Here is a 21,364-nt window from a genome sequence, read left to right as displayed (position 1 = left end):
AGCTTGGGTACTTGGTGTGAGTACAAGCTCAATAATAACAATGAAGGAAATAACTATGCAGGAATCGTCTGACGTTCAATATCCTCCACTACCGCTCATTCAAACTTGGGTATGGATGATGACCGAGTCCGGCAATCCCGAGATCCAACAAAAGGGCCAGAGCAATTTAATTGCTTCTTTTGGTAGTCTAGCTAAAGCTAATGAGTACATTATCAACAATCTAAAGCGCTAGCACCAAACAGAAAAAGGAGGCCTTAGCCTCCTTTTTTATGCGTTATTTTAAGCGATTTATCACCGTTAACCGCGACGGTTTATCACGCTCTGATTTAGCATTGCTAACATCTGCTCTGTGTCATCCCAGCCAATACAAGCATCGGTAATACTTTGGCCATAGCATAACGGTTGCCCTTCAATGTAATCTTGGCGACCTTCTACTAGATTACTCTCCACCATCACACCGAAAATGGCTTTATCACCAGCGCTAATTTGTGCCGATACATCCTCAGCGACAACTAACTGTCTTTTAAACTGCTTGCTGCTATTAGCATGGCTAAAATCGATCATAATATTATTGGCCAGCTTGGCGGTATTAAGCTGTGAGGTAATTTCCGCCACATCTTCAGCACTGTAGTTGGGCTGTTTGCCACCACGTAAAATGATATGGCAATCTGGGTTACCTTTAGTCTCTACAATCGCTGAATGGCCATACTTAGTGACCGATAAGAAGTGGTGCGGCGCACTGGCAGCCCCTATCGCATCGATCGCGATCTTAATCGTACCGTCAGTACCATTTTTAAAGCCCACCGGACAAGACAGTCCAGACGAAAGCTCTCTATGGACTTGAGATTCCGTGGTACGTGCACCAATAGCACCCCAGCACATTAAATCAGCGACATATTGGGGCGTGATCATATCGAGAAACTCACCCGCTGTTGGAATGCCAAGATCATTGAGATCTAATAGCAACTTACGCGCAGTACGCAAACCATCATTAAGCTTAAAACTGTTGTCCATGTAGGGATCGTTAATCAAGCCTTTCCATCCCACAGTCGTGCGCGGCTTTTCAAAGTAGACTCGCATAACCACTTCTAGCTGGTCTTGATACTTTTCTCTAAGCTGTACTAAGCGCTGACCGTACTCTAACGCGGCCTTGGGGTCATGGATTGAACATGGACCAATCACAACTAGCAAGCGATCATCTTGTTTTTGTAGTATTTTATGAATGTTTTGACGACCATTAAAAACCGTTGCTGATGCACGCTCTGACGCTGGAAATCGCTCGAGGATCGCCACTGGTGGCAATAACTCTTTAATTTTATTAATGCGTACATCATCATTCTGGTAATACATGGTGTTTAAACTCCGAAAAAACAGCTAAAAAATAACATCTCTCTCTTGCAATACTGACTCCAATTTATCAGTAATCCCTCCATTTGCAAGCAAGAACTAATAATAATAATAAATTATTAATAACCTGATGTTTTTAAAAACAATAAAAAGGCTTACTGCCAATTTACTATAACGGCAGCAAGCGCCTTAACTTAGGGAAGACAAAATTAAAACTGACAATGAAGCCAAGTTTGGGGGAAATTATGGCTGTGAAAGATAAAATAACAATTTTATGACAACCGACTCAAGCAATGACGCTTACGAATTTGAACCTTGGAAGGGACCGCCGCAAGCGGTATAAAGCCCACTCGCAGGCAGCGCCTCACAACAGTTCACAATGGCTAATGACCTTGCATAGCATGCAATTTAGCTTGATAACGCTGTTTACTGCCATCATCAGCTGTTAAAGCCAACGCTTTTTCTAAGCTATTTTTGGCTCTTCTCTCATCTCCTGTTGCCCAGTAAGCTCGAGACAAGCCAAAATAAAACTCATGGCGATAATCCGCTTTTTCTACGGCACGTTCATACCACACCACGGCTTCTTCATATTGCATTTCGAAATACGCTTGCTGCGCCATATCGTAGTAATAATAGGGGTTTCTAATACGTGCTAACTCTAATACCTTATGAACTTCAGCCCACTCAGTTAGCCTGTCCTGCGATGCCAGTAAAATAGCGTAGTTATACAGGGTATGCATATCCTCGTCATCATAGGTTAAAGCAAGCTTATAAACTGATTCAGCCTGGGGCTGTAGCTTCTTATAGCGATAAAGGACCGCCAAGGTATTTAAGGTAGGCACATAGTCAGGTTTCAATCTCAAACCAATTTTCAGTAATCCGTAAGCTTTATCATAATCGCCGACGACTAAAGATTCAGCGGCGACATTATTATAAAACATCGCCATCACGGTCTCTTTATTAATCACCTCTTTACCATAAGCTCTTACTGCCCGTTCCGGCATAAAATCGATCTGCACAGAGCTGGATAATAAGTTAACGGTGTTTGCTTCGCGCTTTGGAGTTAGCTTTAAATTGATATGGCCATTAACGAGGAAAAAACTGCCTTGTTTATCCCACACGGGCGGAACGGCGATATCTTGGAAAACGACTTTGACCCCCATGACATCAGCCAATGACCCCGTCAACAACACCAAAGACAAACAGTTTCCCATCCGAGTATCAAACGTCTCACTGGCAATCTTGGTCATATTGTCATAGTAGGTAAAGCCCCCGTCATCGGCATTAATATAGTTTGCCAACCATTTGTGGGTATCGAGATTATTTCCACGGGTCAAACGACTTAATTGATAGGCTGATAGTAACGACTTGCGCGCTTCATCCGGCAACTGAAACAATTCATCGGGCTGAACTAACCCGTCAACCTCTTGAAAATACTCATCATAAAAATAAGGCTCAACATTGGCTTGTTTGGGCGCCGAGGTAGAGGTACACGCACACAGAATTAAGGCGGTGAATATGCTTGGTAATCTTATTATCCACTTCATAATCAGCACTCCTATGCAATAGACACCTATTAAGCATAATAGAACAATGCCGTGTTAGCAGACAAAAGGGTTACAAAAAGTGACTAAGGCTCATCTACGGGCAACTCATTGTGTTGCGGTGGGTCAACCTGAATATACACATCTTGCTGTTGGTATTGATAAGGACGATAGTATATATGGCCACATCGATAATACCGAATAGGTAAAAATACACAGCCTAAGGGTAAGGATTGAAGGATTTGGATTTGCTGCTGATAACGCAGTGCCTCCTGCCATTCATGCTGCTGTTTCACTTGATCGCGCACAGCAAAAGCATCAAAGGGCTCACTCGATTTACGCACCACCACTTGACCTGCATGCGAAGTAAAAGTGCTTGAAAGCAACATCAAAACCAACAGGCATACTTTAATACATCGATTCATCACATCACCAAAAACAGTAACTAGTAAAGTGATGATATAAAAAAACAGGGCTTAATGCCCTGTTTATTATTTGTGCAACTTAAAGTTAGAAACTATCTAGCACTTTTTACCGAGACGAACTCTGGGTAAGCATCAATGCCGCAGTCTGATGCATCCATGCCTTTGTATTCTTCCTCTTCAGTAACACGGATACCGACTGTTTTCTTCAGCACATACCATACACAGAATGAGGCAGAGAATACCCAAGCAAAAATCACTGCTGCACCATATATCTGACCAATAAAGGTAGCATCAGGATTTGATAGCGGCACTAACATCAAGCCGTAGAAACCCGCAACACCATGTACAGAGATAGCACCCACTGGATCATCAATTTTAATGCGGTCAAAACTAACAATCGAGAACACCACAAGACCACCAGCAACCAGACCAATCACACCAGCCATGGTAAGTGATGGAGATAATGGGTCAGCAGTAATGGCGACTAAGCCTGCTAACGCACCATTAAGGATCATCGTTAGGTCAGCTTTGCCCCATACCATTTTACAAACGATTAATGCTGAAATGGCACCGAAAGCCGCGGCAGAGTTAGTGTTGACGAAAATCTTAGCCACAGCAGACGCATTTTCTGCATCAGAAACCAGCAGTTGCGACCCACCGTTAAAGCCAAACCAGCCCATCCACAAAATGAACATACCTAAAGTAGCCATAGGCAGGTTAGAACCAGGAATAGGATTCACTTGACCATTTGCACTGTACTTGCCTTTTCGTGCACCAAGTAATAGCACACCTGCAATCGCTGCGGCTGCACCCGCCATGTGAACAATGCCACTACCAGCGAAATCAACAAAGCCCGCTTCAGAAAGGAAACCGCCACCCCATGTCCAGTAACCTTCAATAGGATAGATAACCCCAGTAAGAACGATTGAGAATGCTAAGAAAGCCCAAAGTTTCATACGCTCAGCAACTGCACCTGACACAATTGACATAGCTGTTGCTACGAAGACGACTTGGAAAAAGAAATCAGATTCCAATGCATGATCAGCATCAGTGGCTTGGCTACCAATGATGGCGCCAAAAGACGGTAACCATCCCCCTTCAACGTTGTCGACATACATGATGTTGTAGCCTAAAACTAGATACATCACACAGGCAATCGAATAAAGACAAACGTTTTTAGTCAAAATCTCAGTGGTGTTTTTAGAGCGAACTAATCCCGCTTCTAACATGGCAAATCCCGCAGCCATCCACATCACCAGAACGCCAGAAATCAAAAAGTAAAACGTATCTAAAGCGAAACGCAATTCAGTGACCGTTGCACCTAAGCTTGCTAACTCTTCCATTATTATTCTCCTTACAGTGCTTCGTTATCAAGTTCACCGGTACGAATACGGGTGACTTGTTCGAGGTCAGTGACAAAAATTTTACCGTCACCAATTTTGCCGGTACGAGCAGCTGCGGTAATTGATTCTATTAATAGTTCGACATTCTCAGACTTGGTGGCGATATCAAGTTTGACCTTAGGCAAAAAGTCCACTTGATATTCCGCACCGCGGTATAGCTCGGTATGGCCTTTTTGGCGCCCGAAGCCTTTTACTTCTGTTACCGTCATCCCTTCAATGCCAACGCTAGCAATTGCTTCACGAACATCGTCTAATTTAAATGGTTTAATAATTGCGCTGACTAATTTCATCCCAGCCTCCAAGTGCTTTGTTATTTTTGCTGTAGATATCAATTCAATCATCAGGCCAACTTTAAATAGTTAACAAAAACAACAATGTAATAAAATCAGGCATGAAACCACATTCGCTGTTCGCACCAAATTAGTGCGACGATATCAGCCATGCACAATCACGGCGCACACTATTCGACCAAATACTAATTGGCACAAGTTGCTGCTAGGTTACTATCAAGACTGGCAAGTAACCTGAGGAGAGGATGATGTTAAAAGCAGAAGAATGCGTGTTAGTTTTCGTGGATGTGCAGGGGAAATTGGCTCAAACTGTTATCGAGCCTGCAGAGCTTGAACAAAGTCTTGCCACGCTAATTAGTGGGGTCGCACTGTTTGATATCCCCATCCTATGGGTTGAACAGCTTCCTGAGAAGCTTGGAAGCACCAGTGACATTTTACAGCAGCAGCTAAGTCCATTGTGCTCGCCCATTGCCAAGTCGACCTTTAGTGCCATGGATTGTGAGCAGTTTGCCACTCAGTTATCAGCCTTAAAGCGGCAACATGTACTCTTAGTTGGCATTGAAACCCACATCTGTGTTTACCAAACTCATCGCGGACTGATCGATGCCGGCTACCATGTCCATGTTGTTGCCGATGGTGTGTCATCGCGCACCGCTGCAAACAAACAGCTGGGCCTGACCATGATGCAACAAAGTGGTGCGCAACTGACAAATGTAGAATCCTTGCTGTTTGAATTACAGCAGTGCGCCTCGGGTGAACGCTTTAAAGCGCTTTTAAAACTAATCAAATAAATTATTCAAAAAAAAGCCCCGATTTAATCGGGGCTTTTGTCACTCTAAAACGTCATTAATAAGTTGCTTCGCGTTTCTTAGCTTCTTCGTCCCACTTAGGCACGACAGTTTCTAAGAACTCTTTCTTATCAGCGTTCATCTTCTTCATATCCATACCAAGCGCAGCTTGTGCTTTAGCTTTAGTAGAGATATCAGGAAGTGCTACAGGTTGTTTAACACCTTTAGCTGTTAGTAAGTGTGCAAGCTTAATACGCGCATCAGCGGCTTTGCTTACTGCAGTGCCTAGTACACGTAGTGCTTCATCAGGAGCGTGAGATGCAACACCGTGTGAAGCGATTGCATAATCCCAGCGCCATTGCGCATGACGGATATCAGTCAAAATAGGCTTCATTTCAGCTTCAGTCGCACCTGCTTTCCAAGCGGCACCCGCTTCGAAATGAGCATGAACTAACTGCTTCTCAGCTTTTAGCTGAATCTCTTTAACCTTAGCTTTACGCTCTTTATCTAGGTTAACCATGAACTCTTTGCTTTGCTCGTGACAAGTGCCACAAGTTTCTTCAAAGCGATCGAACGGGTTACCCACTTTATGGTCAGTAAACTTACGACCTTCTGGGCTTTTCACGCGTGGCATATGGCAGTCAGTACAGCTAACGTTGTTCTTACCGTGCATGCCTAGCTTCCAAGTTTCATAACCTGGGTGCTGCGCTTTTAGCATTGGTGTTTTAGAAACAGCGTGAGTCCAATCTGCAAAATCTAATGCATCGTAGTAAGTTTCCATCGCTTCAACGGTAGTACCACCGTCCCAAGGGAACTTAACAAAACCTTTGCGATCTTTGTTTTTCTCAAAGTAGTACTCTACGTGACACTGAGCACAAACCATAGACTGCTTGTCTTTACGTGATGCTTCGTCAAACGGAGTACCAATCGCTTCAAAGCCGCGCTCAGCAAAAGGACGCGAGATACGTAGCTTTGACTTGCCTTTTTCGTGACAGTCACCACAACCAATAGAATTAACGATTTCTGCACCACCTTTAGCCCACTTGCCGCTAAAGTAACCGTCTTCACCTTGCTCTTCAATTACGCGAGGTACATCTGGGCTCTTACAAGACCAACATGCCATAGGCATTGGGCCGTCTTCAGCCGATTTTGGTGCACCCGTACGTAATGTTGCACGTAGATCAGTAACAGCATAGTGGTGACCACGTGCTTTGTTATAATCTTTAGCAAACCCGTAACCTGCCCATAGGATAACTAGGTTAGGATCAGCTTCTAATGCATCAATCACTTCAACACTTTCAGAAGTCGCGTGCCAGCTGTCATATTGCTTAGAAAATTTATCTTTATATACTTCATTACGTGGGTCTGTTTCGCTTGTTTGTGCGAACGCGCCCGAGGCCATTAGGCTCGCAGCTACCAATGCACTCAGTGCAAAGGATTTTTTGTTTAATGTTCTCACCATCTCATCTCCATGTTACTTTTATAGTAGTCTTATTAACCACAACATCTCCAAGGCCAAAGTTAGCTGCAAACCCCTAGTAAAAATATACCCCCAATGGGGTATCCGAATAGAAATTTGCGGTAGATCAATTTGTAAACGTGTTGTTGCTCACATTTTTACTAGTTTGTTAAATTTTTCGCCACTAACCTAATGTAGAACATGGTGAATTAGTTGTCACTGTATAGACGTAATTAACGAGTTTTTATAATGAAAAAAGGCAGTTTAACCTCCACCATTCTCGGATTGATGCTAGTGCTCATATTGGTGTCCAGTGGCCTCGCCACTTTTGCCCTAGTCAACTTGGCATACAGCTTAGGTGATGCGCGCGCGATCAACGCTTCAGGGTCCTTGCGAATGCAAAGTTACCGACTACTCTTTTATGCTAATTCCGGCAGCCAAGAAGCGGAAAGCAAAATAAGTGAATTTGAAAATACACTTTATTCCCCAGCGCTTAGGCGCTCTATGGAATGGTCGACCCCCAAGGCACTCAAAGATCAATATCAGCTAGTGATCCAAAAGTGGCGAGTCATGAAGACCTACATCATCGAGGAGAATTCACGATTATACGTCGCCTCGCTAAAAGACTTTGTCGACACCATTGACTTGTTAGTGCTAGAGACTGAGCACCACGCGGCCTTTAAACTCAGATTGCTTGCCGCAAGCCAGATAACTGGCCTTGCAATCATGTTGCTAATTGCCATGCTGGCTGTGCGTTTTACCCAAAGAAAAGTCGTTAAACCTCTGCATCAATTAATGGAGTCGGCGAATACTATCTCTAAAGGCGACTTTAATGTAGAAGTACCTAAAACAGGTTATATTGAACTAGCGGCACTTAGTCATGCACTTGAAAGTAGTGCCAAGGAATTAAGCCGTCTTTATGGTGATTTAGAAGCCCAAGTTGAAGAGAAAACCATCGCACTGACTAAGGCCAATAACGAACTCAAGTTGTTGTATGACACGTTGGTGATGCTGCACTCAGGTAAGCTCGACATCAACTCATTGCAAAGTGCCCTTAATCAGCTCAAAGCCCACGAACCACAAAGCCACCTACGTTTGGTCATTGCTGAAGACAATGAAGACAAACAAGTCATTGAAGCCGATGGCGGTTGGCCAACTGATAATCTAAGCGTCACCCGTTACCCACTGAGCTTTGAAAGTAATGAACTCGGCTACTTAGAAGTTGCTAACCCAGAAACCGAAAATAACCCCATGTTTGAGAACTTCGCCATTATGCTGGCGCGCTCAATTGTCATTTACAACGCGGGAGAACAGCGTCAACAACTGGCATTAATGGAAGAGCGCGGGGTAATTGCCCGTGAGTTACATGATTCACTTGGGCAGCTTTTATCATTCCTTAAAATTCAAGTTAACTTGTTATCGAAGCAGCTAGATGGCAATTGTCGTAGCCCTGAAGTCGAACAACAGCTCGCTGAAATTAACGAAGGAGTCACGACTGCCTATGTGCAACTGCGCGAACTATTGTCGACCTTTAGATTAACCATCGATGATCCTAATTTAAACCATGCGATTGATGTCATGCTCACGCAATTGCGCTGCCAAACCGACACTGTGATAGAACTCGACTATAAACTGCCGCTGCAGTTACTTGGGGCACATCAGCACATCCATGTCTTACAGCTCACCCGCGAAGCAACCCTCAATGCCATAAAACACGCTAAAGCTAAGCGAATTTTGATTAGTTGCACCAAAACAGATGGGACCGATGTCAGCGTTAGCATTAGCGATGACGGTATTGGCCTAGATAAAGTCAAAGAGCGTGACCAACACTTTGGTATTGGCATTATGCATGAGCGGGCTAGTCGCCTCGGTGGCAATGTCAGCTTTAGCAGTAACCCAACGGGCGGCACCACCGTCACCTTAACTTTTCCACCTCAAGCAGAGCCTAGTCATTAATGATAAATCGCCTACCGAAAGATCAGTATGACACCCGCCCTGTAGGCTTGCATTCATTAGCAGACAGAGTAAGCTTGAGCGCATACACCAAGACACTACAGTCAATTAATAAGACTTCAGTTGGAGGTACAATAATCCATGGGTAAACCCTATTCCGTACTCGTCGTTGACGATCACCCATTACTTCGTCGAGGCATCTGCCAGTTAATCACTTCGGATTCCGATTTCACCCTATTTGGTGAAGCAGGTACCGGCTTGGATGCATTATCGGCCGTTGCCGAAGATGAACCCGATATTGTGCTGCTTGATCTTAATATGAAAGGCATGACTGGACTGGATACACTTAATGCTCTGCGCCAAGAAGGGGTGACATCTCGCATCGTGATTTTGACCGTCAGTGATGCAAAGCAAGATGTGATTCGATTAGTCCGTGCTGGCGCTGATGGCTATTTGCTAAAAGATACTGAACCCGATTTGCTGCTTGAGAAACTAAAAAATACCATGCAAGGCCACCGAGTGATTTCAGAATCAGTCGAAGATTACCTGTATGAGCTTAAAGATGCAGCCGATGAGCAAGAGTGGGTAAGCAATTTAACCCCACGCGAATTGCAAATCTTAGAGCAGCTAGCAGAAGGAAAAAGTAACCGTGTCATCTCTGAGCAGCTGCATATCAGTGAAGGCACTGTAAAGGTACACGTTAAAAATCTACTGCGAAAAGCCAATGCCAAATCTCGCACAGAAATGGCAGTACGCTATTTAAACCAATAATCGCTTGATTCAACGTCTCGGCCGTGCACGTTAAGTCACGGCCTGAGCCGCATGGCTAACTAGGCTGACCACTGACAAACTCTTGCCAGCTTTGTAACGCATATAAATAATCTTCTAAGCCACAGTGGGCCTCTGACTCCCCAGTGTACAATGAAAAAGCTTCGTCAAATTGTGGCTCTTCTTCCATATCCATTTCATTGGCAAACACTCTGACTTGCTCTTGATCCATACTGACCGATACCCCTCGCCCCACCAACGACCAGCTATGAAGACTCCCCTGTTGCAACTGGGCGATTGCCGTCAAAATCTGCTGCAGTTTCTGCTTATCTTCACCGAGTTCTTCAACAAACCAAAAACCAAGAATCTCATGGTCCATACTAAAGTTGGCCACTAACGTTCCTGTCATGGTATTGCGGCGAAAATCATATTCCATGGTTACAACCTACATCTTTGCTGAATAAGTAATAGTGAAACCCTATTATAGCCTGCCTTACCAGTGAGGCATGACGATTAATCCGCCAAGCAATAAAAAGGGCGCCTAAGGCGCCCTTTTTAACATCATGTGCTCAACGCTTAGTGAGCGTGGCCATGGTCACCTTCAGCTTCTGCTGTTGGCGCTGCTGCCTTTTCGATAGACAGTAATTCTACTTCAAAAATTAGCGTAGAATTGGCAGGAATCGTTCCAGTATCACGGTCACCATAAGCAAGTTCTGATGGGATAACGAACTTATACTTAGCGCCTACAGACATCAATTGTACGCCTTCCGTCCAACCTGGAATCACACGGTTTAGTGGGAACTTAGCACTTTCACCACGAGCAACAGAGCTATCGAACTCAGTACCATCGGTCAGTGTGCCAACATAGTGCACTTCTACTGTATCTTCAGCAGCTGGCTTTTCACCAGAACCTTCAGTCAATACTTCATACTGAAGACCAGACTCAGTTGTCGTCACGCCTTCTTTAGCTTTGTTTTCATCTAGATAGGCTTGGCTTTCTGCAAGTGCTTTTTCAGCTAATGCTGTGGCTTGCGCTTGACGCTTTTCATTTAACTTGCCGTCAAGTGCTTGCAATACAGTTTGCATCTCTTCTTCGGTAAGCTTTAGCTCGTCATTTAATCCATTGCTGAAACCAGTGATGATAAGATCACGGTCGACATTGAAACCTAAATCTTCTTGCTCTTTAATGTGACCTGACATGTATTTACCAATTGATGCACCCACGCTATACGCTTCTTTCTGTGCTTCTGTGGTCAGTTCAACGGTTTTCACTGTTTCTGCAACTGACTGCTCTTGATTACAAGCAGTTAAACCAACTACGGCTAGTGCGACCAATGAATATTTATAAATAGATTTCATTCAAGCTTCCTCAGCAAATTTCTTTTAGTGGCTCTCACCTTACTTATCTAAGGCGAACCACTTTATACTAGTTAATTAACATATACCAATTACATTCTTGCTAACATGTTTTTCAGTTAAGTGCGATAAGCAATCTGAGTAAAATCTGTCAAACTGGTGTGTAACAATGTTAAATGGCATAAAATAGCTTATGGGCTATCGACATCATCAACGGGGAGAAGTTCATGAAAAAAGTCTATTTGCTTATTTTCTCAACCTGTTTGAGCGCCTGTCAGCCAAAAATTGCCGATCAGCAGCTCATTAGCCAACCAAGTTATAGTGCCACTATTTCAGAAGATGCACAGTTAGCCTTAATCAGTACCAGCAACGCAGATTTACAGCTGTGGGATCTCAATACAAAACAACAAAAATACCACTGGGTACATGGAGCCGAAAACAACAGCGATGCCATTGATACCGCAATTTCGCCCAATGGTCGTTTCGCAGCCTCGTTAAGCAAACAGTCAGTTGCCCTGTGGCAAATTAGTGATGGTCAATCTTTAGGTTGGTGGTCTCTACCGGCCTCCGGTCAATCTGTGGCCATCTCTAACCGGGGTAATTTACTGGTAGGATTAAGTGACGCTAGCGTGATGTCACTCGATCCGCAGCAAAACCGTTTGATCCAGTTTCTCGGCCACAGTGAAAAAATTAACCGAGTGGCCATATCGGCTAATGGTGACATCGCCATTAGCGGCGCGAATGACAACCAAACCATTGTCTGGCGCACAGATACAGGGCAACCACTACAGCAATGGACATTGGATTCAAGAGTGACCCAAGTCGCGCTTAACCATGATGCCAGTCTCGCATTTGCAGGAGACAGTACCAATATGGCTAAAGTATGGCAGGTTAGCGATGGTAACTTGATTAGTGAGCTTAATATCAAACGCCGAACGATGAACTTTTCAACCGCCCGCTTTACCAATGACGGCCAATGGCTAATGACTGGCACTCCCGCTAGAGAGGTCATATTGTGGCAAGTGCAAAATGGTAAAAAAATCGCCAACTGGCGGGTAAACCGTACCGAACATGCGCAAATTAAGGGTGCCGTAGTATACTCTGTTGCAAACATGGCTAATCAACACTTGATCAGCTTTAGCAGTAACGGTTTATTGGAAACTTGGGCCGTCCCCTAAAATTAGAGAACAACATGCAACAACTAGAACAACGCGTCGCCGAATTAGAAATGAAGCAGGCTTTTCAAGATGATACGATTGAAGCGCTCAATCAACAGGTCATTACGCTAAATGAATGCATAGAAAAGCAGCAAGAAACGATACGTTTATTAGTCAGCAAGCTGCGTGCAGCCGAGCCAAGCAACGTCGCATCACAAGCCGAAGAAACACCGCCACCGCATTACTAGTGAGCCTGAAGTGACAATAAAGGATGACAATGCTAAGCATTATTCAACATGGTGACCCTAAGCTACTGCAACCGGCAAAGCCTGTGGTTCACTTTGACTCATCACTACAGCAGTTGAGTAATGAGATGATGGCGCTAATGCTAAGTCACTCTGGGGTCGGCATCGCTGCACCACAGGTGGGCCAACCTGTAGCGATGTTTATTGTTGCATCACAACCTAACCCGCGTTATCCAGAAGCACCAATGATGCAGCCTACGGTTATGTGTAACCCTAGCTTTAAAGCCATAGAGCCACAACGCCAGTGGGGAGAAGAAGGCTGCTTGTCGTTAGGCAAACAACGCATTAGTATTGCCAGATACACTAAAATTGCCGTACGCTTTCAAACCCTAACGGGCCAATGGCAACAACAAATAATGGACGATTTTATTGCTCGTATCTTTCAGCACGAGCATGATCACCTGCAAGGCATCACCTTAGTTGAACGCCAGCGCATACAGATGGAGCTTGCACAATGAAACAAGCGCTAGTGATTGCTTTACTGTGTTTATCTTTATCAGGCTGCGCACTGAATAGTATTTTTATCAACTACCCTTCACAGCTACACCCGGTGAAAGCCCAGCTTAATAGCGCGACCCCAAGTGCGGGTATCCAAGAGATAAGTGGTAAAATTGATGGCGCCGATGGGCTACTCTACGCCCAAGAAGCAGGGCGTGTCGCGCAAATAAGTGGCGATTTTGCCACTAGCCGCCAATATTTTGAAGCGGCGGAGCAGGGATATAAGCAGTTTGATGACCAAGCCACGCTCTCTGTCAGTGATTTGGGGGCCACCGCAAGTAGTGTGTTTATTAATGACAATGTTATCCCCTATCGAGGCCCTGGGTATGAGCGCATCATGTTGCATCAGTATCAAGCGCTGAACTACCTCTTTAGCGGTGACAGCCAAGGGGCACTCGTTGAAGTCCGCCGAGCTAACCAACTTCAAAGTGACGAGCAGCGCCGCTACCAAAAGTCAGAAAAATCCGTTCAGGCAATGGCCAATGGGGCAGTTGATGCGGAAATTAGCCGTTTAGAGACTGCTGCCGGAGACGTGACGAGCTCGTTCCTAAATGCTTATAGCTATTACACCACTGGGTTGCTATATGAGTTGCTCGGCGAACCCAATGATGCCTTTATTGACTATAGAAAAGCCGCACAATTGGCACCTGAAAATCGATATTTACAACAGGATTTAGTCAGATTAGCTCAGCAACTGTCCATGCCTCAAGCGCAAGAGTTTCAGCAACGTTGGGGTAAAGCCCCGCAACGAGGTAAAGAGCAAGGCCAAGTTGTTTTCATTGTAGAGCGGGGGTTTGTGCCTGAAAAGCAGAGCTTCAGTGTGCCTTTTCGTATTGATGGCAACTGGCAAACAGCTTCATTAGCCACCTACTCGTTTATGCCTCCTCGCGCTAAAGCGGCAAATATAACTGGGCTTCCTAGTCCCCTAAAAGCACAAACCATTGCTAACATCGACGCCTTAGCGGTAACAGCCTTAAAAGAAGAGCTACCCATGGCGCTGGTACGCCAAGCCGCGCGAGTCTACGCCAAAGCTGAAATGGCCAGCAGCGTCAGAAGTGACTCTAAGCGCCGTCATAATGAAACTGATTATGGTGCTATCGCGATGCAAATCTTTAATGTGGTCAGCGAACAAGCCGATCGCCGCAGTTGGTTGACCTTGCCACAGCAAGCACAAATAGCCCGAAGTTATGTCGATGCTGGCCAATATAATGTCGGCCTCGACAGCCGCTCAACAGCAGAAATTACTATTGAAACTGGACGCACGACACTGGTTTGGGCAATTGATACTGGAAATTACACCCGTTTTTATTCAATAATTATATAGGTACTGTTTAATAGTCTTAGTCGCGTAATTTGAGCTTGGTATTCTATCGGTTCAAAAATACATAGGCTGACAACTGGCACAGTTCCGAATCAACCATACAGGAATCGGTATTTTATGAAAAAGTTCAATCTAATATTTATCATTGCAGTGGCCATCGGCCTTGCGGGTTGCCAATCGAAAGTCCAATATGGTGATGCGACTGAAGTTGAAACCGTCAATGAAAACTTTGGTTCTACCGACCTACAAGCGATCACCGCTAAAATGGTTGATAGCATGCTCACCTTCCCACCTGTGGTGGCAATGACTGCCAATGACCGTCCAATTATCTTTGTTGACAAGATAAAGAACAAAACTTCTGAGCATATTGATACCGAGTCAGTCACTGACTCAATCAGCAACAAGTTGCTACGCTCTGGTAAGTTCCGTTTTATCGACATGACCAAGGTCGACTCAGTACGCAAACAGTTAGACTACCAAAATAACTCTGGCATGGTTGACCCATCAACGGCTATCAGCTTTGGTCGCCAAATTGGTGCGCAATATATGCTGTATGGCAACCTATCAAGTATTGTCAAACAAGATGGCAGTACTAAAGATGTGTACTACAAAATGACCATGCGTTTAATGGATTTAGAGACGGGCTTAATTGAATGGTCTGACGAAAAAGAGATCCGTAAAACTAAGTCAAAATCGTTTTTAGGCTTGTAATCTTAGCCATTGATAAAAAAACCAGCGAAATCGCTGGTTTTTTTATGGCTAAATGTTAAAAATAGTGCCCCTAATAATTAGTCATTTTGGGGATTGCTGCACTTGAACTGTTTGCGTATTGGCTTAGTGGTATTGGGTTGCCTTATTTTAAATGCCTGTAATGCTACCAAAGCTGTGATAGACCAACCTACCCCCGCCATAAACAGTGCACTCACGCAGCAACAAGCCCAAGCACGTCAAGCCAGAATTAGCGATGTGAGTTACCAATATCAATTGGATATTACCGACCCACAGCAACTTCGTGGCCACGCCCAGCTCAGCTTTTCACTAACAGACAATCGCGAGCCAATCAAAATTGATCTGGCGACGGCACAGGTGAGTCAATTTACCCTAAATGGCAGGCCACTATATCCCAACTATGACAATCAGGTATTTACCTTACCGGCTAGGTTACTTAATAGCGGCCGCAATCAAATTACCCTTCACTATCAACGCCCCTATAGCACAGAGCCTGATGGCTTATATCGACTGCAAGATCCAATAGATGGGCAAGACTACTTGTTTTCGTTTCTCAAACCGTCATCGGCTAAGAAGCTGTTTCCCCTGTTCGACCAACTTGATATTCGAGCCACCTTCTCATTGCAAGTTACCGCCCCCAGTTCATGGCAAGTCATCAGCACCACTGCCGCGGTTGAAGTTATTGAAGAGCAACAAGCTAGGCGCTGGCAATTTGCCCAGACAGAAACCATTAGCCCTTACCAGTTTTCGCTGCATGCGGGGCCATTTCAGTTTTGGCAGCAACAAGGTCAACCCAGTTTAGGTCTATATGTCAGACAATCGCAGGTGCAACAGGTTGAGCCACAACAGTTTTTCAACCGAACTCAAGCCAGCATTGAAAAGCTAGCACAACGTTTAGGGGTTGATTACCCCTTTGGCCAATACAACCAAGTGCTAGTGCCGGTCTCTATTCCATTTGCGATGGAAAGTAGTGCAACTAACTTAGTCAACGAACGCGACTTCTGGCAGCAACAACAGCAGCAGTCGCAGCAACCTATATTGAGCGATCTAACCCGCCAGTGGTTCGGTAATTTGGTGGCAATAAAATGGTGGGACCAACAATGGCTCAATGAAAGTATGGCGTTATATATATCGCAGCAGCTAACTGATGATGCTCATCAATCTGCGGTCCCGCAGCATACTTTTGATAAACAACAGGCCTACAACGAAGACAGACTGGTATCGAGCCATGCATTGCAGCCTAGTGCCATCAACCCTAACTCACCACTTCAACATGTTGATGCCATTACCCAGCAAAAAGGGCTGTCGAGCTTAAAGCAGTTAAACCACTTGATAGGCGACCGGGCTTTCTATCAGGGAATACAAGATTTTCTCACCCAATATCGATTTCAAAGCACGCCGAGTGAATCCTTTCTCGACACTCTAGCAAAAGCCGCTAAAACAGACTTAACACCTTGGTATCAACAATGGGTCCTTTCCAGCGGCTTGAATACCCTCAAGGCTGAATTTCAATGCGACAACAACCGTATCAGCCGATTTGTACTACATCAAAGTGGCTTGGACTCGCCGCAAGATAACTTTAAGAGTCAAACCGTTAAAATTGGTCTATTCACCAAAGGGCGCAATGCACTGCACCGCAATTCAACCGTGGTTGTTACCTATGATGGCGCCACAACAGACGTTAAGCGCTTAGTTGGCAGCCGCTGCCCAGACCTAGTTTATCCCAATTATCAAGACTGGGGTTACGTCAATGTAGAACTCGACAACAAGTCGCTGCAAACGGCGTTGTTTGAAATTGGTAAGCTGCAAGATGATCAACTCAGAAGCATGTTGTGGCAAGGGTTGTGGAACAGTGTGCTTCAAGGGCAGTTGAGCTTACAGCAGTATTTTGGCGCCATATTTGTCAACTTGCCTAGCGAAACTGAGCCGCAAGTATTGGCCCAAGTACTAAACCAGCTAAAACAAGCCAAAGTGTATCTAGAACAGATGCAGCCTTTGCATCAACGCTATGCTCGCCAAGCCCTCAATGGGGTTGAGCAGATGAGTTTACGTTTAGCCATGCAAAATAGCGCCAACACGACCCTACGTGACCTGTGGTTTGAACAGTATATCCATTTCGCAACCAGCCTAAGTGCCCAGCACCATCTCGCTAAACTGCTTAACGGAAAAGAGGGATTTGAGGGGCTGCAATTACCCCAGCAGCAGCGTTGGGGTATCTTGATTCATTTGAGCCGCTACGATTACCCCAACATTAATCGACTACTGAACCAAGAGAGTCAACGAGATAACAGTGATAGCGGTGCAAATTACTTATTGGCCGCTAAAGCTTCACAGCGGCAATCCCAACAAAAACGTCGCTGGCTAAACAAAGTCATGCAACAAACGACGCCCACAACACCAACTCAATTTGTGCAACTGGCGACGGTAATGCAGCATCTTTACCCTAGTGAGCAAAAAGCCCTCAGCCAAGCAACAGCAGAAGAAAGATTGGCACAACTTGAACAATTAGATAGCCATAGAGATGAGAAATTTATGGCACTGTATAGCCAATACTTACTGCCAATGAGCTGCAGTTATAATGGCAAACAGCGGTTACAAAATACGTTGACGCAACAAGCACAATTATCAACCGTTAGTCAGCGTGGACTCAAGTTAGCCATCCAAGCCGAACAGCAGTGCATTAGTATCAGTGAGCGGATGCTAAAGCATGGCACTTAGGGTAAAGACGATGGTGAAAAAAGCCATTCGTTGGTCAAAGCAACCTAACGTTAAAGGTTGATTTGTCACAGATTATTTTAAGTAGATGAAAATTAGTGACTTTTGTAACTGGTATAGTCTTTGCTTTAGCTTAAGATAACCGCAACAAACAAAGTTAACGGCATATCAGAATGAGTTTGATATGAGTTTATAAGAATAGAGAGGGAAAACTATGGGACCATTTGAGATCGCGGCAATTGCCATTATCGGCGCTTTTTCTGTCAGTGCTTACAAGGAATATAATAAACGCCACAGCCACAGCGCAGCCAATGCTGAGGTTGAAGCACTACAAGCTGAACTCGAACAGGTAAAACAACGGGTTGCCACGCTAGAAACCATTGTGACCGACAAATCTTATCAACTTGGTAAAGAGATAGACCGCTTATAATCATAGTAAAAAGCCAGCAAATGCTGGCTTTTTCTATAGAGACTGTTTGTTACCTGTTGTGGTTAAACAAATAGCTCTTTAATGTTTTTCAAATCGCCCTTACCTTGAGCAATTTCTTCAGCTGATAACCCTGATACCTCATGAGGGAATACCAACCACTCTTCAGATTCGTGAATAAAATAATCTGGAGTCATTGGTACCGCGGTATTCTTCGGCTTGTAATACGGACAAGCAATACGTACATCTTGCGGCATATTAAGGCGCATTTGCTCTTCGAGTTTGGCGATTAATGCTTGAATACTACGACCAGAATCGAACACATCGTCGACAATCAATAAGCCATCTGTCGCATTGGCATTCTCGATAATATAGTGCAAACCATGGACTTTGATTTTCTTGCTTTGCTGATTGATTCCATAATAAGAAGAAGTACGCACGGCAATATGATCGGTCTCAACTTTCTTAAAATCAAAAAACTCTTGTACCGCAATACCTATCGGCGCCCCACCACGCCAAATACCAACAATAAACTCAGGGCGAAAACCACTGTCGTATACTTGAGCTGCTAATCGAAAAGAATCTTCAAGTAATTCCTGTGCGGTAATAAAGCGTTTGTCTGACATTGGACCGTCCCCATCTTATTTTATATTTTGGTCAAAGCGAGTTGTTTTAGCGTAAAGCGAGAGTAAGTACCGGCCGCAAAATTCAACCTAGCACTATTTGCCACTTGCGAAATGCAAATGCGACATATCTTGTACCTACTGGATTTTGGGGCGCAATTTTATACTAAAACAAGTATAGATGCTGCAGATTTTATGAAAAACTTATGCGGGGAATTGTTAGCTAGCTCACGATATCAACAATCGCATATCGTGAGCTGGATCGGGTTAAAGCAGTGTAATACTGGGATCTCCGGCTTGCGTGACCGCAGTGACTTGCTTGTCCATCGCCTCGCGATAGTCAGTGGCCAACACAGTATCAACATAGTGCCAATCAGCAGAAACTTGTGCGTCAGTAAAAGTCATCACCATAAAGCCACGATCGCGCAAGTTAGTATATTTAAGCCCATCAACTAAGCCGACAATACCGGCTTCTGTCTGTGCTTGAGCTTCAGCCTCAATACCCAGATAATATTCTAGGCCTGGGGAGGAAACCGAACTAGTAGCAAACTCGACCGCCACCTTATCACCATGACTATCAGTTAACTCATTTGCCCACGCATTGTGCGTATCGCCAGCAATCACCACCAAATTTTTCTGCTGCGACTTAGCGGTAGCTAAAATCACCTCTCGCTCATAGGCATAACCATCCCAAGCATCCAAGTTGTAAGGTATGGCCGGCATCTGCACTAAAGCTATTGCTTCAGGAGTCAATCGGTGCTGATTTTCAACATAAAATGTGTATTCAAAAGTGGTGACTGTTGGATCATTCTGCTCTAGGCGCTGTGCTATCTGCATTAAGGCAACGAGCTCGCCAAACTCAGTGACCGACAGTTGTTGGGTCGCGATAGCAGCGGGCAATAGCATTTGCCCCATCAATACCTGCTGACCCAGTAATTGCCATTTTGCCGTTGAAGTTAACAGCTGTGCTTGTAGCCACTGTAACTGCTCTGCCCCTAACATCGTTCTGTCATTACTGGTGACATCTTGGCCAAAACGCGCCGCATCAATAGCGCCAGTATTCGGGTCTAGATAATCAGCGTAGTCTAGCTGCTTATCTCTGCCTAACAAACGGGTATCTAGCATATGCAGGTCGACAAGATCGCCAAAACTGAACGAGCGGTATATTTCTTGGTGATTGCCTTCTTGCCATGGTCGGATGGGCAACCACTCAAAATAGGCTTGTAAAGCTTGGCTCTTACGTGACTGATAATCCCCTTCGCCTTCATTATGATTTTCAGCGCCATCGAGCCAAGCATCGTTGCAAACTTCATGGTCATCCCAAACGGTAATAAAAGGTAATTTGCCATGCAGTTGCTGCAATGCTGCATCACTTCGGTATTGACCATAGCGAGTACGATAGTCTGCTAGTTCCAGTAATTCACCTTCTGGCAGCACTTGGCGATTTAGTTGCTCGGCGTTTTCGCTGGCATACTCTCCCCTAGCGTACTCATACAAGTAGTCCCCTAAGTGCACAACTGCATCAATATCATCATGTTGCAGTGCCAAATCGTAGACATTGAAATGCCCTGCTGGATAGTTTGCACAGGAAAAGACCGCTAACTTCACTTGCTCTACCTGCCCTTCAGGCAAAGTTGAAGTAATGCCTGTGGGTGACAGCACCTCTGCAACTTTAAAGCGATAATAGTAGGTTGTTCCAGCATTGAGCCCAATGGCATCTACTTTGACAGTGTAATCACGCGCTGCAGTCGTCGTCATTTCACCATTGGTGACCAAATCGGTAAATTCGGCGTCTGTCGCCACTTCCCAGCTCACTGTAACGTCTGCTGCCTGCTCAGGGGTAACACGAGTCCATAAGATAATCGCACTATGACTCGGGTCACCGCTGGCAACACCGTGCAAAAATGAGGCACTAGCGCTAACTTGCTCATCGTCACTGTCACTGCTTGAGCAGCCCATCAAGCCATAAGATATTACCGCAGCACCTGCACCTTTGGCCGACATAGCTAAAAAATCGCGACGAGTTATTATTGTTTTCATTTTGACTCCTTCAATTGAAAAACTCCTATAAAGCCTCTCTTACCGCCTTTTAGAGATGCTAACTTGCTACATTAGCAGGTTATTAATCAACTGGTAAGAGCTCTTACCTATCGAGTGTAAAGTCGGTATATTTCAGCGAGATGAATTGCCTCGCAATTTAAATGCAGCATCTTGTAGGCAATTTCTGTCAATTAAGCTGACATTATGCCGGGCACC

The 21,364-nt window shown here is 44.7% G+C and carries 21 protein-coding genes; 11 read left to right on the top strand and 10 right to left on the bottom strand.

What is annotated here, in order from left to right; all coding sequences use genetic code 11:
- The first annotated feature begins 55 nt into the window (after nt 1–55).
- Entirely contained in the window at nt 56–232 is a 177-nt protein-coding gene (locus tag FLM48_RS04285) for a hypothetical protein (protein ID WP_157577481.1), read from the top strand.
- A 65-nt stretch (nt 233–297) separates the two neighbouring features.
- Here the strand turns inward: FLM48_RS04285 and aroG are convergent, their stop codons facing one another.
- The 5 genes from aroG to FLM48_RS04260 all read right to left on the bottom strand — a co-directional run bounded on the left by aroG (nt 298) and on the right by FLM48_RS04260 (nt 5,009).
- Nucleotides 298–1,350, bottom strand: coding sequence for a 3-deoxy-7-phosphoheptulonate synthase AroG (gene aroG, locus FLM48_RS04280; RefSeq protein ID WP_179023698.1), 1,053 nt, complete (start codon nt 1,348–1,350; stop codon nt 298–300).
- A gap of 380 nt (nt 1,351–1,730) precedes the next feature.
- Nucleotides 1,731–2,894: a lipopolysaccharide assembly protein LapB gene (locus FLM48_RS04275; protein ID WP_179023696.1), complete on the bottom strand. Its 1,164-nt coding sequence runs from the start codon at nt 2,892–2,894 to the stop codon at nt 1,731–1,733.
- A gap of 83 nt (nt 2,895–2,977) precedes the next feature.
- A complete protein-coding gene (locus tag FLM48_RS04270; protein ID WP_372847447.1) occupies nt 2,978–3,316 on the bottom strand; it encodes a hypothetical protein in 339 nt (112 codons plus the stop codon).
- A gap of 92 nt (nt 3,317–3,408) precedes the next feature.
- Nucleotides 3,409–4,659 (bottom strand): ammonium transporter, encoded by a 1,251-nt coding sequence (locus FLM48_RS04265; RefSeq protein WP_179023694.1) that lies wholly within the window; start codon nt 4,657–4,659, stop codon nt 3,409–3,411.
- An 11-nt stretch (nt 4,660–4,670) separates the two neighbouring features.
- Entirely contained in the window at nt 4,671–5,009 is a 339-nt protein-coding gene (locus tag FLM48_RS04260) for a P-II family nitrogen regulator (RefSeq protein WP_028772547.1), read from the bottom strand.
- A gap of 248 nt (nt 5,010–5,257) precedes the next feature.
- Here FLM48_RS04260 and FLM48_RS04255 point away from each other — a divergent pair, with 248 nt between their 5' ends.
- On the top strand, nt 5,258–5,800 hold the full coding sequence (locus tag FLM48_RS04255) for an isochorismatase family protein (RefSeq protein WP_028772546.1): 543 nt from the start codon (nt 5,258–5,260) through the stop codon (nt 5,798–5,800).
- A 55-nt stretch (nt 5,801–5,855) separates the two neighbouring features.
- Here the strand turns inward: FLM48_RS04255 and nrfA are convergent, their stop codons facing one another.
- The gene (gene nrfA / locus FLM48_RS04250; RefSeq protein WP_179023693.1) at nt 5,856–7,259 is read right to left on the bottom strand and encodes an ammonia-forming nitrite reductase cytochrome c552 subunit; all 1,404 of its coding nucleotides are present in this window, start codon (nt 7,257–7,259) and stop codon (nt 5,856–5,858) included.
- 246 nt (nt 7,260–7,505) lie between these two features.
- On the opposite strand from nrfA, the gene narQ reads away from it, so the two are divergent.
- Together narQ and FLM48_RS04240 are read left to right on the top strand one after the other, a co-directional pair.
- A complete protein-coding gene (gene narQ, locus FLM48_RS04245) occupies nt 7,506–9,212 on the top strand; it encodes a nitrate/nitrite two-component system sensor histidine kinase NarQ (protein WP_179023691.1) in 1,707 nt (568 codons plus the stop codon).
- Nucleotides 9,213–9,350: 138 nt separating this feature from the next.
- Nucleotides 9,351–9,980, top strand: coding sequence for a response regulator (locus FLM48_RS04240; protein WP_028772543.1), 630 nt, complete (start codon nt 9,351–9,353; stop codon nt 9,978–9,980).
- A gap of 55 nt (nt 9,981–10,035) precedes the next feature.
- Here FLM48_RS04240 and FLM48_RS04235 read toward each other — a convergent pair whose 3' ends face one another.
- Together FLM48_RS04235 and fkpA are read right to left on the bottom strand one after the other, a co-directional pair.
- On the bottom strand, nt 10,036–10,413 hold the full coding sequence (locus tag FLM48_RS04235; RefSeq protein ID WP_028772542.1) for a YacL family protein: 378 nt from the start codon (nt 10,411–10,413) through the stop codon (nt 10,036–10,038).
- Nucleotides 10,414–10,553: 140 nt separating this feature from the next.
- Nucleotides 10,554–11,336 carry an FKBP-type peptidyl-prolyl cis-trans isomerase gene (gene fkpA / locus FLM48_RS04230; RefSeq protein WP_179023689.1) on the bottom strand — a complete coding sequence of 261 codons (783 nt, stop codon included), beginning with the start codon at nt 11,334–11,336 and terminating at the stop codon, nt 10,554–10,556.
- A 224-nt stretch (nt 11,337–11,560) separates the two neighbouring features.
- Between fkpA and FLM48_RS04225 the strand changes: the two genes are divergently transcribed.
- From FLM48_RS04225 to FLM48_RS04195, 7 genes are all read left to right on the top strand, one after another.
- Nucleotides 11,561–12,511: a WD40 repeat domain-containing protein gene (locus tag FLM48_RS04225; RefSeq protein ID WP_179023688.1), complete on the top strand. Its 951-nt coding sequence runs from the start codon at nt 11,561–11,563 to the stop codon at nt 12,509–12,511.
- 14 nt (nt 12,512–12,525) lie between these two features.
- The gene (locus tag FLM48_RS04220; RefSeq protein WP_179023686.1) at nt 12,526–12,738 is read left to right on the top strand and encodes a SlyX family protein; all 213 of its coding nucleotides are present in this window, start codon (nt 12,526–12,528) and stop codon (nt 12,736–12,738) included.
- A gap of 29 nt (nt 12,739–12,767) precedes the next feature.
- A complete protein-coding gene (gene def / locus FLM48_RS04215; protein ID WP_256871048.1) occupies nt 12,768–13,253 on the top strand; it encodes a peptide deformylase in 486 nt (161 codons plus the stop codon).
- Complete coding sequence (locus FLM48_RS04210; RefSeq protein ID WP_179023682.1) at nt 13,250–14,617, top strand: COG3014 family protein; 1,368 nt, start codon at nt 13,250–13,252, stop codon at nt 14,615–14,617. Before def ends, FLM48_RS04210 begins: the two co-directional genes overlap by 4 nt.
- A 114-nt stretch (nt 14,618–14,731) precedes the next feature.
- Nucleotides 14,732–15,325 (top strand): penicillin-binding protein activator LpoB, encoded by a 594-nt coding sequence (gene lpoB / locus FLM48_RS04205; protein WP_028772537.1) that lies wholly within the window; start codon nt 14,732–14,734, stop codon nt 15,323–15,325.
- A gap of 102 nt (nt 15,326–15,427) precedes the next feature.
- Nucleotides 15,428–18,061 (top strand): aminopeptidase N, encoded by a 2,634-nt coding sequence (pepN, locus tag FLM48_RS04200; protein WP_179023680.1) that lies wholly within the window; start codon nt 15,428–15,430, stop codon nt 18,059–18,061.
- Between the two features lie 211 nt (nt 18,062–18,272).
- Entirely contained in the window at nt 18,273–18,488 is a 216-nt protein-coding gene (locus FLM48_RS04195) for a hypothetical protein (RefSeq protein ID WP_179023678.1), read from the top strand.
- Between the two features lie 62 nt (nt 18,489–18,550).
- Here the strand turns inward: FLM48_RS04195 and FLM48_RS04190 are convergent, their stop codons facing one another.
- Complete coding sequence (locus tag FLM48_RS04190) at nt 18,551–19,111, bottom strand: phosphoribosyltransferase (protein WP_028772534.1); 561 nt, start codon at nt 19,109–19,111, stop codon at nt 18,551–18,553.
- Between the two features lie 264 nt (nt 19,112–19,375).
- Entirely contained in the window at nt 19,376–21,148 is a 1,773-nt protein-coding gene (locus FLM48_RS04185) for an alkaline phosphatase (RefSeq protein WP_179023676.1), read from the bottom strand.
- Between the last annotated feature and the right edge of the window lie 216 nt (nt 21,149–21,364).

It is taken from the genome of Shewanella sp. Scap07 (assembly GCF_013394145.1).
Classification (GTDB): domain Bacteria; phylum Pseudomonadota; class Gammaproteobacteria; order Enterobacterales; family Shewanellaceae; genus Shewanella; species Shewanella waksmanii.
This window is presented reverse-complemented; position numbering and strand designations above follow the sequence as displayed.